This window comes from Ruegeria sp. CDSC021, from assembly GCF_059610845.1.
In genome coordinates this window covers 263,244-276,038 of the sequence record NZ_JBXWOK010000003.1, presented here as the reverse complement: position 1 = coordinate 276,038, position 12,795 = coordinate 263,244, and the positions used below count along the sequence as shown (strand labels likewise).

General features: G+C 58.4%; 11 protein-coding genes. 4 read left to right on the top strand and 7 right to left on the bottom strand.

Translation table 11 applies throughout. The features are described 5' to 3' along the window. Nucleotides 1-98 precede the first annotated feature (98 nt). The 4 genes from AC2FGB_RS08125 (at nt 99) to AC2FGB_RS08110 (ending at nt 4,632) form a co-directional block, all read left to right on the top strand. Entirely contained in the window at nt 99-1,223 is a 1,125-nt protein-coding gene (locus AC2FGB_RS08125) for an extracellular solute-binding protein (RefSeq protein ID WP_496691368.1), read from the top strand. A gap of 116 nt (nt 1,224-1,339) precedes the next feature. Next, complete coding sequence (locus tag AC2FGB_RS08120) at nt 1,340-2,452, top strand: ABC transporter ATP-binding protein (RefSeq protein ID WP_496693723.1); 1,113 nt, start codon at nt 1,340-1,342, stop codon at nt 2,450-2,452. Between the two features lie 12 nt (nt 2,453-2,464). Next, nucleotides 2,465-3,385, top strand: coding sequence for an ABC transporter permease (locus AC2FGB_RS08115; protein WP_142636148.1), 921 nt, complete (start codon nt 2,465-2,467; stop codon nt 3,383-3,385). Next, complete coding sequence (locus AC2FGB_RS08110) at nt 3,382-4,632, top strand: ABC transporter permease (protein ID WP_496677216.1); 1,251 nt, start codon at nt 3,382-3,384, stop codon at nt 4,630-4,632. Before AC2FGB_RS08115 ends, AC2FGB_RS08110 begins: the two co-directional genes overlap by 4 nt. 27 nt (nt 4,633-4,659) lie before the next feature. On the opposite strand, the gene AC2FGB_RS08105 is transcribed toward AC2FGB_RS08110, so the two are convergent. The 7 genes from AC2FGB_RS08105 to AC2FGB_RS08075 are packed head-to-tail and all read right to left on the bottom strand — an operon-like array spanning nt 4,660 to nt 12,774. After that, nucleotides 4,660-6,579 carry a beta-galactosidase gene (locus AC2FGB_RS08105; RefSeq protein WP_496693724.1) on the bottom strand — a complete coding sequence of 640 codons (1,920 nt, stop codon included), beginning with the start codon at nt 6,577-6,579 and terminating at the stop codon, nt 4,660-4,662. Next, nucleotides 6,576-7,436, bottom strand: a complete 861-nt coding sequence (locus AC2FGB_RS08100) for an SMP-30/gluconolactonase/LRE family protein (protein WP_142636154.1) — start codon at nt 7,434-7,436, stop codon at nt 6,576-6,578. The genes AC2FGB_RS08105 and AC2FGB_RS08100 overlap by 4 nt, the downstream gene beginning before the upstream one ends. Next, on the bottom strand, nt 7,433-8,038 hold the full coding sequence (locus tag AC2FGB_RS08095; RefSeq protein ID WP_496693725.1) for a 2-dehydro-3-deoxy-6-phosphogalactonate aldolase: 606 nt from the start codon (nt 8,036-8,038) through the stop codon (nt 7,433-7,435). The genes AC2FGB_RS08100 and AC2FGB_RS08095 overlap by 4 nt, the downstream gene beginning before the upstream one ends. Further along, nucleotides 8,035-8,928 carry a 2-dehydro-3-deoxygalactonokinase gene (locus AC2FGB_RS08090; RefSeq protein ID WP_142636158.1) on the bottom strand — a complete coding sequence of 298 codons (894 nt, stop codon included), beginning with the start codon at nt 8,926-8,928 and terminating at the stop codon, nt 8,035-8,037. Before AC2FGB_RS08090 ends, AC2FGB_RS08095 begins: the two co-directional genes overlap by 4 nt. 4 nt (nt 8,929-8,932) lie before the next feature. Then, nucleotides 8,933-9,700, bottom strand: a complete 768-nt coding sequence (locus AC2FGB_RS08085) for an SDR family NAD(P)-dependent oxidoreductase (RefSeq protein WP_496693726.1) — start codon at nt 9,698-9,700, stop codon at nt 8,933-8,935. Further along, a complete protein-coding gene (locus AC2FGB_RS08080; RefSeq protein WP_496693727.1) occupies nt 9,700-11,409 on the bottom strand; it encodes an IlvD/Edd family dehydratase in 1,710 nt (569 codons plus the stop codon). Before AC2FGB_RS08080 ends, AC2FGB_RS08085 begins: the two co-directional genes overlap by 1 nt. 24 nt (nt 11,410-11,433) lie before the next feature. Then, complete coding sequence (locus AC2FGB_RS08075; RefSeq protein ID WP_496693728.1) at nt 11,434-12,774, bottom strand: alpha-glucosidase/alpha-galactosidase; 1,341 nt, start codon at nt 12,772-12,774, stop codon at nt 11,434-11,436. Nucleotides 12,775-12,795: the final 21 nt, after the last annotated feature.

Sequence of the window (12,795 nt, the reverse complement as noted above, 5' to 3'; positions counted from 1 at the left end):
TGCAAACTGTCCCTTTTGGACTGACAGCTTTGCAGCAACCCTCTAGCCTGTGATTGCATAACAATAGGACTGAAAGTCCAACTATGGGAGAATCGAATATGGCCGAACGGAAAAACCTTTCCAGACGTACTATCTTGAAGAGCGCAGGGGCGGCAGCACTTGCTGCACCGCTGTACAGCAAAAGCGCGCTGGCGTCCTCGGGTGAGATCAACATCTTGATGTGGTCCGATTACCTGCCGCCAGCATTCTTGCAGGAATTCGAGACACTGACCGGAATTAAGGTGAACTATACAGGTATCGGGTCGAACGAAGAAATCATCAACAAGATGAAGGCCACCAAGGGTCAGGGTTTCGACATCGTGTCGCCGACCAATAACCGGTCTTTGCAGTGGGAACCGCTTGAGCTGTTGCAGCCTTTCGACATGAACAAGGTTCCGATTGATCTGGTGAACCCGGCGATGGCAGCGATTGGTACAGATGCCTGGAACTTTGGCGATTCCGGTGTGCATTGGTTGCCACATATCTGGGGAACTGAAGGCATCGCATATCGGACTGACCTGTGGCTGCCTGAAGGTGACGCACCGTCCTATGGCGACGTCTGGTCCGAAGCAAACGCAGGTAAGACCATGGGCCGCGCGCACTCGATGATGCTGGGCGCAGGCCTGTACATGGAGCGCGCAGGCGAGATGGAGCCCGGTTCCGTCTGGGCCGCTTATGGCGACGAAGATACCATGCGCAAGGTTTGGGGTCAGATCGCAGATTGGTGCATCGAACGTAAGAACCGCATCAAGCTGATCTGGAACGACGCCGACACACAGAAAAACGGTCTGTTGAACGAAGGCGTGATTGTTGGCCAGACATGGGATGGCCCGCCGCTGGCACTTAAATCTGCAGGTGAGCCCGTGCATTATCAGGCTCCGGTTGAAGGGGCGATGGCCTGGGTTGATGGTATGGCAATTCCAACAGGTGCTGCCAATATCGACCAGATTTATGCCTTCATCGACTTTGCCTACCAGGCCAAACCGGCCGGTGTTGCGATCGACAGCCACGGGTACAACTCGCCCGTTCTGGGTGCCGACCAATATTCGGGCGACACCTACAAGAAGAACTTCGCCGAAGCCTATCCGGGCGACTCGCTGGCCAACCTCAACCCGTGGCCGGCCGAAGCGCCTTGGTATGCGGAAACCCGGACCGAGTTCGTCAACAAGTTCAAAAGCGCCTGATAGCTTTTCAAAGAAGTGCCCTCCGCTAAACGCGGGGGGCTCCCAACCCGCACGCCACTGCGTGACGGAACCCATTTGGGTGCGCACCACCAGCGCATCAATCGGAGATACCAAAAATGAGTGCAGGGGTCGGTGTAGATCTTGAAAACCTGTGGATCCGTTTCGGCGATTTTGTCGCGGTGCGGGACGCAAATGTGAACATAAACGGGGGCGATTTCTTTTCGTTCCTGGGACCATCCGGTTGCGGCAAGACAACGATTTTGCGCGCTGTTTCGGGGTTTCTGGACCCCAGCGAGGGTAAGGTTCTGATCGGTAGTAATGACATGCGCGGCATCGGGCCCAACAAGCGCCCGACTGCCCTGATCTTTCAGAACCTCGCGCTGTTTCCCCTGATGAAAGTCTGGGAAAACATCACTTTCTCGATGGAGATCAAAGGCGCCAGCGCGGCCGAGCGCCGCAAGCGGGCCGATGAGCTGTTGGACATGATCGCGCTGCCGGGACAGGGTGACAAGCTGCCCAGCGAGCTTTCGGGTGGTCAGCGTCAGCGCGTGGCGATTGCCCGCGCCCTATGTGCCGAACCCGATGTACTGCTGCTGGACGAACCGCTTTCGGCGCTGGACCTCAAGCTGCGTCAGCATATGCGCACCGAGCTGCGCGAAATTCAGAAGCGTGTCGGTATCACCTTCATCTATATCACCCACGACCAGGGCGAAGCGCTGACCATGTCGGACAATATCGCCGTAATGCGTGCAGGAGTGATCGACCAAATTGCCGATGGCAAGACAATTTACAATGACCCCAACACGGCTTTTGCGGCCTCGTTCGTTGGCGAAAACAACGTTTTCCGCGGCAAGATCAAGCAAGTCATGGGAGATGAGGCGCTGATTGCAACCAACCGATCCGGCGATCTGGTTGCACGGATTTCGACTGTAAATCAGGGCAAGCTGAAAGAAGGCGATGACGCGATGATGTTCATTCGCCCCGAGGCGCTGGCGATTGCCCCGGACGGTGCAGTGGGCGACCATTTTGTAACCGCCCGCGTGAACCATGAAGAATTCGAAGGTAACGCCTTCAATATTTTCACCGAAGGCGATGGCGGCAAGGAAATTAAGGTATCGCTGCCCAATCTAGGCCAATCTTTCGATGACCATACCGGGCAGACCATCACGTTGGAATATCAGACCCATAATGCGGTTCTGGTTCCAGCGGGTGAGCTGGCTGCGGAATAAGGGGATAAAAATATGCCCCATTTTCTGAAAGAATTCTTCAACCGCAACGGCACCGGCATGGGATTGATGATACTGGGTTTGGTCCTGTTCTGGACCATCGGCCTGATCATCCTGCCGCAGCTGTCGATGCTGGATTTCTCATTCCGGCCAAACCTGCCCCCGCCCGAGATCGGGGGGCCAAAAGATGTCTATACGCTGGAGAACTACAAATACCTGATCTATGGCCCGGAAGGCGGCAGCCAGGACTATAACGCCGTCGATCTGAGGGTGTTTTTCCGCACCCTTCTGGCCGCGGTATGCGTTACGATCTTCAACCTGATCCTGTGCTATCCGATCGCCTATTATCTGGGTCAGTCCAAGGGCAGTCACATCCGCATCTTTGCGATCATGCTGATCATCCCCTACTGGATCAATGAGATCCTGCGCGCCTTTGCCCTGCGAATCATCTTTGGCGAAACCGGTGTACTGAACACGCTGTTCACTGGGCTGGGGGTCTGGGATATGCCGTTTGATTTCATCCGCAATGACATCGCGCTCTATGCCGGGCTGGGCTATGCCTATATCTTGCTGATGATCTTCCCGATGTATAACGTCATAGAAAGTCTGGATAAAAACCAGATCGAGGCGGCGCGAGATTTGGGAGCCCCCTGGTGGCGTATCCATTGGCGCGTGGTCATTCCCTATGCCAAGCCTGGGATCAGTTCGGGCTGTACTATGGTGTTCATGCTGTCCGCGGGTGCGCTGGCCGCGCCGCAAATTCTGGGCGGGCCGTCCTCCCTGTGGTTCACGCAGCTGATCTATCAGCAGTTCAACGACAACAATGACTGGCCGCAGGGTGCCGCCTACGCCATCGTTCTGCTGGTGACCTGTATCTTGTTCGTGCTGGCCGTAATGCGCCTGTTCAAGGTGAATATGGGGGATATAGGGAAATGAATTTGTCCTTCCTCCGTGTAAGCATCTGGGTCTACCTGGTGCTGTTCTTCCTGTACCTTCTGGGTCCGCTGGTGATCATGTCGGTCACGGCCTTCAACTCGTCCGAATTCCCAAGGATGACACCGTGGGAGTGTCTGACCTTCCAGTGGTTTGGCGAATTGTTTCAGGACCAACGCATCCTGAACGGCATCAAGAACTCACTGATCATCGGTGCCGGAACGGTGGTTCTATCGGTGGCGATGGGTCTAGCGGGCGCGCTGATGCTGACGCAGATCTGGCCGAAACTGCGTGCGACCTACTATACGGTCATCATCGCGCCGATCCTGATCCCGGGCGTTGTTCTGGGTATCTCGACACTGGTGTTCTGGGACCGGATCAACCGGATGTTGGGCTTGGGTGCCGACAGTTTCCTGTCAAACGGGATATTCCTGACGGTGATCGGCCAATCCACCTTTATCGCCAGCTATTGCATGCTGGTGCTGGTGGCACGGTTGCAGCGCTATGATATGGCGCTGACCGAGGCCGCGCTGGATCTGGGTGCAACCCATGCTCAGGCGTTCCGCAAGATCATGCTCCCGTTCATGCGTCCGGCGATTGCCAGCGCGGCAGTGCTGGCGTTCTTGGCCTCGTTCGAGAACTACAACACCACCACCTTCACCTTTGGTGAATACCCCACGCTGACCATCGAACTGGCACAGAAGGTGCGCTATGGCATCACGCCCTCGATCTCGGCGCTGGCCTTCATCATCGTGGCGCTGACGGTGTTCTTTGCCTTGCTGAACGAGGCCAAGCTGAAGCGACAGGAACTGGTGGCTGCTGCACGCAAGAACGCCACGGTCGAGGAACTGGCGGGTAAAATCAAGCTTCCCAGCTTCTTTGCCGGGAACCTTGCTGCGGTTCTGCTGGTTGTCTTTGCGGTTGCCACGATCACTGTGGTCGGAACCGCAACCGCCTATAATCCGGCTCAGTGTGTCGCAGATGTCAAAGAGCAAAAGCGCCTTGAAGCTGACCTGCGTATTCAAGAGCTGCGCAATCAGCGCGAAGAACAGCGCAAAAAGCGCGAGGCGGAAGCGGCTGAGCAAGAGGGAGAGGGTGCGCAGGAATCGGCCCCGAAACCCTCGAATAACAGCGGTTTCGGCAATGTGTTTGCGCCGAATACTCTGGGTGACGAAGAAGAGGATTCTGGTACTGAAACGCCTTCGGGCAATGGCGGTGCCTTTGATCCCAACAGTTTGCAGGCGAACTAAGCGCCTCGCAGTTTGCGCCCGCCGAGGTTACCCCTCGGCGGGCGTGTCATTTTCCTGAATGAACACATCACAGGCTTCGATCATCCGGCCGTTCCATTCAACGGGCGCCGAATTGTAGTTGATCAGGAATGTATGCCCGGACGTCTGGCGCCGCCGCAGACCCTGAGGCATCGGATGCAAGGCAATGCCTGTCCGAGCAGCGGCCTTGCTGATTACGCGATCCCATAACGTGTCATTCGGGAACCCGGCCAGATACCACATGTGGTCGGTCCCTTTCAGGGCAGGTGTTCCGTCTTGAAATGTCAAAAGGTCCGGGGCCTTTCCTGACAGGCGGTCAACCCAGTGACGGGCTGCGCCGCCACCATCAACTTCCCGGGTCACCTGAGGGGGCAGAGTTTCCACAAGATCGACAGTGCAATCCAGTGCAGTCAGCCCGGGGCGACCAGTTGCGGGTATCTGAAAGTCCAGCGTGATGGCGCCAGAGCGCGGGCCCAGAACAGTCAGATCACAACCATCGGTCAGGCGCTGTTCCAGATCTGGACTGATGGTTGCCAGACCCGGTGCAAGGATTACCTTATACCCCGCCTTTGGGATGTTATCCGCAGGCAGGAAGTCCACTGACAATCCAGCCCGGCGCAGCGCTTGGTAGGTGGAAAAGACCAGTTTGAAATAGTCGAACCCAGCCCCTTGAGGTTGCGTCGCCCAGGCCCAATCCGAGGCATAGTCGAACAGGATCGCGACATCCGTTCGGGCCTGTGTGATTGCTCCCAGCCCGGCCAGATCATCGGCGGTTTGGCGCGCCTCGGCCAAAGCCGGGGCAGAGCGGTTGTCCGGCGTCAGAAGCCCTGCATGCATCTGTTCTTGCGCAAAGGGCGCCTGCCGCCAGCGGAAATAGCTGACCACTTCTGCCCCATGCGCCACGGCCTCAAGCGACCACAGGCGCACCATGCCCGGCAGGGGCGCAGGGTTGTAAGGGGCCCAATTGACCGGGCCGGGTTGCTGTTCCATCACCCACCAACGCCCGCGCCCCACAGCGCGATACAGATCGTGATGAAAGGCCTGCATGTCGGGATCGCCTTGCTGCAGAAAGGCCGACTTATGTGCCTTATCCGCCTCAAGCCGGTCAGATAGAAACCCGATCGGATAGCTGTCCCATGTGGCGATATCCAGATCGGTACCCACTGCGAAGTGGTCGAAATCGAGCACACGCCCCATGTAATTGTGCAGCAAAGGCGCATCGGTCAGGGGCCGCAGCACTTCGACCTGTGCCCTGTTGAAGGCCACCACCTGATCTGAACTGAACCGCCGGAAGGCCAGAACATGGGCCGGGTTGGGTTCTGTTACTGTCAGGTTCGGCAGGTCGATCTGATCAAACCTGTCATATTCCATTGACCAGAACACATTTCCCCACGCTGCATTCAGGGTTTCAATCGTGCTGTATTGACCTTCCAGCCAGTTTTGAAAGGCGTGTAGGGCGGGTTGGCTATAGCTGACAGTGGTTTCGTGGCAGCCATATTCATTGTCGATCTGCCATGCTGCGACATGCGGGTTGCGCCCATAGCGTTCGCCCATGACACGTGCGATCCGAACGCATTCTTCGATATACCCGGTGTGGCTAAAGCAATAATGTCTGCGAGAGCCGAACTTGCGCGGCTGACCATGCGCATCCACGGCAAGCATGTCCGGGTATTTGGCCAGCATCCAGCGTGGCGGCGTCGCTGTTGGCGTGCCCAGCACCACTTTCAACCCGGCAGAACCTAAGGTTTCGATCGCGCGATCCAGCCAGTCGAAGTGCAGATTGTCCGACGTGGGCTCCATCCGGCTCCAGCCGAACTCGCCTATCCGCACCCATGTCAGGCCGGTTTCGACCATACGTGCTGCATCGTCCGCCCACATCGCCTCTGGCCAATGTTCGGGGTAATAGCAAACGCCAAGTTCCGGGTTCATAGGATGACTCTGTGCTCTGCCTGACCTTTGCCTGCGTCGGGCGCGGCAAAGGTCATTCCGTTGGTAGGTTGGGTTTCAATCTGTGTCGCATCCAGCCCTTGGCGAGCGGTGGTGCAGAACAGCGTTGTCAGGTCTGGCCCGCCAAAAGCCGGGCACGAGGCATGGGCCGCGTCAAAACCGACCGCCTTCAGGAACCGACCCTCAGGCGAGTAAGCAGCCACGCGGTTGGCGCCCCATTGGGCGATCCAGATATTTCCGCTCGTATCGACCACTGCTCCATCAGGGTTCAGCTGGTCTTTGGTAAGGTCGAGGAACACGGTGCTTTGGCCTTCTGGCCACCCGGTTTCCGGGTCCAAACTCCAGCGCATGACCTGTCTGGTGACCGTGTCGGTGAAATAGGCGCAAGAGCGATCCGGCGCAAAACAGATGGCGTTCGAGATCGTGACATCCGGCACCAGCCGCCGCAGTTCTCCGCGCCAGAACCGATAGATGGACCCAGCGCCGGGTTCGGCGTTCTTGCCCATGGTGCCGATCCAGAAACCGCCCCAGGGATCAGCGCGGCCATCGTTGGAACGGGTGACCGTATCGTCCGCCTCTAGATGGGTGACCAAGCTACGCGCGCCGGTTTTCTGGTCAAAGCGCCACAGCCCGGTCTCGGAAGCCATCAACAGCGTGTCCCTGTCCACCCAGCCCGCTGCTGAAACATTTTCCGGGAACTGCCAGCTTTGCTGATGCCCGTCCTTCTGGGTCATCAGGCGGTTGCCGGTGATGTCGAACCAGAATAGCTGCGCCCGTTCCGGGTGCCACAAAGGCCCTTCGCCCAGATCGCAGGGACGGTCGTCAAACACGACACTCATTGGGCGGCCTTGTCATAGGCCAAGACGATCTTTCGCGCGCGCTCTGCAATGTCGGCAACGGCCATTCCCGGTTTATACAGGGCCGACCCGATCCCGAACCCGTCCGTCCCGGCCTTGAGCCATTCGGCAAAGTTTTCGGGGCCTGCCCCACCGACGGCAAAGACCAGCGCGTCCTTGGGCAGGATCGGGCGTATTGCGGCCAGGCCCGAGGGCCCCGCCATCACGCCCGGAAACAGTTTGAGCCCGGTTGCCCCTGCCCTGAGCGCGCCAAAGGCCTCGGTCGGGGTATAGACGCCTGGCCAGCTTTGTATGCCCAGTTTGATCGTCTGCTGTATCACCTCAGCGTCGAAATTTGGCGAGACAATCAGCTTGCCGCCGACCCCGGCCACCGCATCGACCTGTTCGATGGTCAGGACGGTTCCGGCGCCGATCAATGCGCGATCGCCGAAACGTTCCGCCAGAATGCCGATGCTGGTCAACGGATCGGGTGAGTTCAGGGGCACCTCGATCCGGTTTATGCCCGCGTCGATCAGGGCCTGCCCGACCTCGGCGGCCTCGGTGGGTTGCAGACCGCGCAGAATTGCAATGATAGGACGGCTCATGCGGTTTGCCTCGTCAGATTTCGGGCCTGCAAAAGACCTGCCAATGTAGATTGCGTGCTGTCGGCTATTTCAACAAATGCACCCTGCTGTTTCAGCGCGATGGCATAGATTTCCGAGAGGCTTTGGTCCCCGATAATGGCAATCTGCTGGCCCAACCAATAGGGACGGGACGCGGCCAGTTCCGCTCCGATCAGGTATCCCGACAGACGCGCGCGTGCGACACCGGAGTCCTGACCCTGCAGCAGATCAGTGGCCCGCAGGCCGAAAAGGCGCGCGGCAAGTTGTTCCGGTCGGGACAGGGCATCCGCCACAGCCTCGGCAAAAGCTGCGTCGTCCCAGCCTTCGCTGACCGTATGTTTCAGGACGGATTGATTGCTGAGCAATCCGAAGATTTCGCCTGTCATGAATGTGCGGAAGCTGACGACTTCATCCGCGCTGACCTGTACCCATTTGGTATGCGTTCCGGGCAGGCAAATGATGCCGTCCCAGTTTGGCCGGTGGGCCAGAAAACCGGCGATCTGTGTCTCTTCTCCGCGCATGACATCGGGGGGGCTTGTTTGCTTTAGCCCGGGTACGACAAAGGCGCGGATACGGGGATCTGTTGCCGGAACGCGGACAGGTGCATCGGGAACAGGAACCGAAGGTACAGCGGAATATGGTGCCTCGACCCAGCCTTGGCGCGCACCCACCATACCGCAGGCGACCACATCCATGACCGTATCGCCAAGCCAGCCCTCGATCAGGTCCAGCAGTGCTTTTTGAAACCCATCCCGGGGAATTTGATCCATGCCGCTTGCGGACTGAGCCTGGTCCAGAATGGTGTCACCCTGCATTGCCCATGCCCGCAGATGAGTTGTTCCCCAATCAACAGCGATCCATTCGATTGTCATGTTCTCATCCTGTTACTACAACACCGCCATCAACGGCCATGCATTGCCCGGTCATGGCGCGACTGGCTTCCGACGCAAGAAACAGGGTCGGTGCGATCATATCCTCGGGCGTCAGGTGGTCCTTTAGGCATTGGCGTTCCAGATGTGCGGACAGATCTTCTGGCGTGGCCCACATGTCCAGCTGTTTCTGTGTCAGAACCCATCCGGGGGCCAGCGCATTAACGCGGATTTTCTGCGGGCCAAGCTCGCGCGCCAACGACCGGGTCATCCCGGTGATCCCGGCATTTGATGTCGTATAGATCGGATAACCGGAATTACCCATCATATAGCTGATCGAGCTGAAATTGATGATTGATCCGCCTTTGTCCTGCATTTGACGTGCGGCTTCTTGGCAGGCAAAGAAATACGCCTTCAGATTCACCTCGATCATCCAGTCCCAGAATTTGGGCGTGGTTTCGTCAAGCGAATGGCGTTTGTCGTTGGCGGCATTGTTGATCAGCACATCAAGGGGGCCATGGGCCTCGGCGGCTTTGGCCATTGTGGCGCGCAGCAGGTCGGTATCTGTCATGTCGCCTTGCAGAAACAGCGGCCCGCGCCCGTGCTTGGCGCGCATCTCATCAACAAAGGCACTGGCGTCGGAGCGCCCGATAAAGGCGACCTGCGCACCCTGCGCCAGAAATCCGTCCGTTAAAGCGGCCCCGACACCAGAACCACCTCCGGTGATAAAGACGGATGCACCGTTCAGGTCGTGGAAAGTGGCGGGTTGGTCCATCAGTGGCTCTCTCTGGTCACAAGGCGGGTGTCTTTGCCGACAAGAAAATCCAGGTCCGCACCCTGATCGGCCTGCAGGACGTGGTCTATGTAAAGCTTGGCATAGCCGCGGGTGTAATGCGGAGCATCCGGTTGCCATGCGGCGCGTCGGGCGTCCAGTTCAACTTGGTCAACCAGCAACTCGAGCGCGCCCTTGCTAGCGGATACACGGATACGGTCACCGGTCTTGACCAGCGCCAGCGTGCCGCCCGCCTGGGCTTCGGGGCTGACATGCAGGATGACAGTGCCAAATGCCGTGCCGGACATCCGTGCGTCCGAGATACGGATCATGTCGCGCACACCGTCCTTCACCAGCTTGGCCGGGATCGGCATATTGCCAACCTCGGGCATGCCGGGATAACCCTTGGGTCCACAGCCTTTCAGCACCAATATTGTCTCGGGCGTCACCGGCAAGTCATCCCTGTCGATATTGGCCTTCATATCTTCGATGCTTTCGAAGACATGGGCCACAGCCTCGGTCTCCAACAGTGCGTCCGTGGCCGCCGAAGGTTTCACAATGGCCCCGTTCGGCGCCAGATTTCCGCGCAGCACACGCAGGCCTGCGGCAGGTTTCACTGGGTCGTTGAAGGGACGGATCACATCGCGGTTGAAACATTCTGCACCTTCGTAATGGGCCGAAATATCCTTGTTCAGGACCGTTTTGGCGGGTCGTAGGAAGGGTTTGAGTTCGTTTAAAACCACAGGCACGCCACCTGCATAGCAGAAATCCTCCATCAGGTATTGGCCCGAGGGCATACAGTTCACAAGCAGCGGGATATCCGACCCGATCTCAAAATCCTTCAGTGTCAAGTCGATGCCTACACGACCGGCCAAAGCCAGCAGATGCACCACGGCGTTCGTCGATCCGCCCACGGCCGCATTGGCCAGAATGGCATTTTCAAACGCCTCTTTGGTCAGAATGCCCGAGGGTTTGAGGTCTTCATCCACCATCTCGACGATCCGTTTGCCGGTCAGATGCGCCAGCGCCATTCGGCGAGCATCAACGGCGGGCAGCGCGGCGTTGGTGGGCAGGCTCATGCCCATCGCCTCAACCAGGGATGCCATGGTCGACGCGGTGCCCATGGTCATGCAGACACCGGCGCTGCGCGACATGCCGGATTCAGCATTCATGAAATCCTGCAGGGTCATTTCCCCGGCGCGCACGGCTTCGGAAAACTTCCATACATCCGTGCCCGAGCCGATATCCTGCCCGCGATACTTACCGTTCAGCATCGGGCCGGAACTGACAACGATGGCGGGCAGATCGACCGAGGCGGCTCCCATAAGTTGCCCCGGCGTAGTTTTGTCACAGCCACCCAGCAGAACCACGCCGTCAATCCCATAGGCGCGGATGGATTCTTCGACATCCATGGCCAGTAGGTTGCGAAACAGCATGGCGGTGGGCTTCATCTGGGTTTCACCCAGCGACATGACCGGAAATTCGACCGGGAAGCCGCCGGCCTCCCACACGCCGCGTTTGACGCCTTCGGCCAGATCGCGCAGGCCGGAATTGCACGGCGTCAGTTCGGACCATGTATTGCAGATGCCGATAATGGGACGCCCGTCAAAGGCATGGTCGGGAAAGCCCTGGTTCTTCATCCAGGACCGGTGGATGAAACCATCCTTGTCCAGCTTGCCATACCAATGCTGCGAGCGGCGTTTTTTTGTCATTATTTTCAGCCCTTTAATATTTGGTCATGCCGCTTTGGCCGGTTTGCACCAGTCTGGCAACCAATCCGCATGCGCGATCAAAAGATCGCTGACCAGATTACGGATCTGGCGCAGGTCAAGCTCGGCGGCGGTATGTGGGTCCATCATGGCGGCGTGGTATATGTATTCGGGGTTCTGGTCGGTCAGCGCCCGCACGGTCAACTCCTGCACGTTGATCTGGGTGCGCATCAGCGCAATCAGCTGCGGTGCGATGTCGGTCACGACCGAGGGTTGCACCCCGTTGCTGTCCACCAGGCATGGCGTTTCCACAGCAGCCCCCAAGGGCAGTTGCGGGATCTGACCGGTATTGGGCAGGTTGCCATAGGCAGTATAGGGCGTATCGGTCACGATGGCGTTCATCAGGTCCGCCGCGAATTCGTGGCTGCGGCACACCTCAACCGCACGCCCGTCGGTCAGGGTCTTGGCCTGTTCTTTCCAGTCCTCGACCTGCTCGACGCAGCGGGTGGGATATTCATCCAGCGGGATCGAGAACTGCTCGATCAGATCGTCGCGCCCGTCCTTGATGAACCAGGGCACATATTCGGCCAGATGTTCCGAGCTTTCGGTGCAGAAATAGCCCAGATGCTCCATCACTTCGTACCGGACCTTGTTGGGGCAGCGTGGCATCAAAAGGGGCGGTTTCGGCAGTTGTCCACCGGCATAGCCCTGTCGGAGCGCAGGATACAGATCGCGGCCCTGATGCTCGAGCTTGAGGAAGAAAGCCACATGGTTGACGCCTGCGACCTTATAGCGAAACTCCTGCTTGGGCAGGTCCAGATCATGGGCCAGTTCCTCGACCGTGTTTTGCACCGAATGGCACAGTCCGACATGTTTCAATGTCGGAAACCGTTCGGCCAGAGCCCAAGTGTTGATCGCCATCGGGTTCACATATTGCAACAGCGTCGCGTTGGGGCAGAGCTGCATCATGTCCTGCGCCACGTCCCACAGAACCGGAACGGTGCGTAACCCGCGCATGATCCCGCCCACGCCCAGCGTATCGGCGATGGTTTGACGCAGGCCATATTGCTTGGGGATCTCGAAATCAGTCACTGTACAGGGGTCATACCCGCCGATCTGAAAGGCGGTAATCACGAAATCCGCCCCCTCCAATGCGGCGCGCCGATCGGTATGGGTGGTTATGGTGGCCCCCGTGCCGACCGAGCGCACCATGGCGCGGGCCACGGATTCGCTCTCAGCCAGGCGCTGTGTGTCGATATCCATCAAGGCGAAATGGCTGTCGGCCAGGGCGGGGGTCAAAAGGGCATCGCCCACGATATTGCGCATGAAGATCGTGGAACCGGCCCCGATAAAAGTGATTTTGGTCATCAGGCAAACCTTTAGCTTGAT

Excerpts from the sequence above, each read along its gene's own strand:
- AC2FGB_RS08125 (WP_496691368.1), top strand. The coding sequence starts at position 99 with ATGGCCGAACGGAAAAACCTTTCCAGACGTACTATCTTGAAGAGCGCA.
- AC2FGB_RS08120 (WP_496693723.1), top strand. The coding sequence starts at position 1,340 with ATGAGTGCAGGGGTCGGTGTAGATCTTGAAAACCTGTGGATCCGTTTC.
- AC2FGB_RS08115 (WP_142636148.1), top strand. The coding sequence starts at position 2,465 with ATGCCCCATTTTCTGAAAGAATTCTTCAACCGCAACGGCACCGGCATG.
- AC2FGB_RS08110 (WP_496677216.1), top strand. The coding sequence starts at position 3,382 with ATGAATTTGTCCTTCCTCCGTGTAAGCATCTGGGTCTACCTGGTGCTG.
- AC2FGB_RS08105 (WP_496693724.1), bottom strand. The coding sequence starts at position 6,579 with ATGAACCCGGAACTTGGCGTTTGCTATTACCCCGAACATTGGCCAGAG.
- AC2FGB_RS08100 (WP_142636154.1), bottom strand. The coding sequence starts at position 7,436 with ATGAGTGTCGTGTTTGACGACCGTCCCTGCGATCTGGGCGAAGGGCCT.
- AC2FGB_RS08095 (WP_496693725.1), bottom strand. The coding sequence starts at position 8,038 with ATGAGCCGTCCTATCATTGCAATTCTGCGCGGTCTGCAACCCACCGAG.
- AC2FGB_RS08090 (WP_142636158.1), bottom strand. The coding sequence starts at position 8,928 with ATGACAATCGAATGGATCGCTGTTGATTGGGGAACAACTCATCTGCGG.
- AC2FGB_RS08085 (WP_496693726.1), bottom strand. The coding sequence starts at position 9,700 with ATGGACCAACCCGCCACTTTCCACGACCTGAACGGTGCATCCGTCTTT.
- AC2FGB_RS08080 (WP_496693727.1), bottom strand. The coding sequence starts at position 11,409 with ATGACAAAAAAACGCCGCTCGCAGCATTGGTATGGCAAGCTGGACAAG.
- AC2FGB_RS08075 (WP_496693728.1), bottom strand. The coding sequence starts at position 12,774 with ATGACCAAAATCACTTTTATCGGGGCCGGTTCCACGATCTTCATGCGC.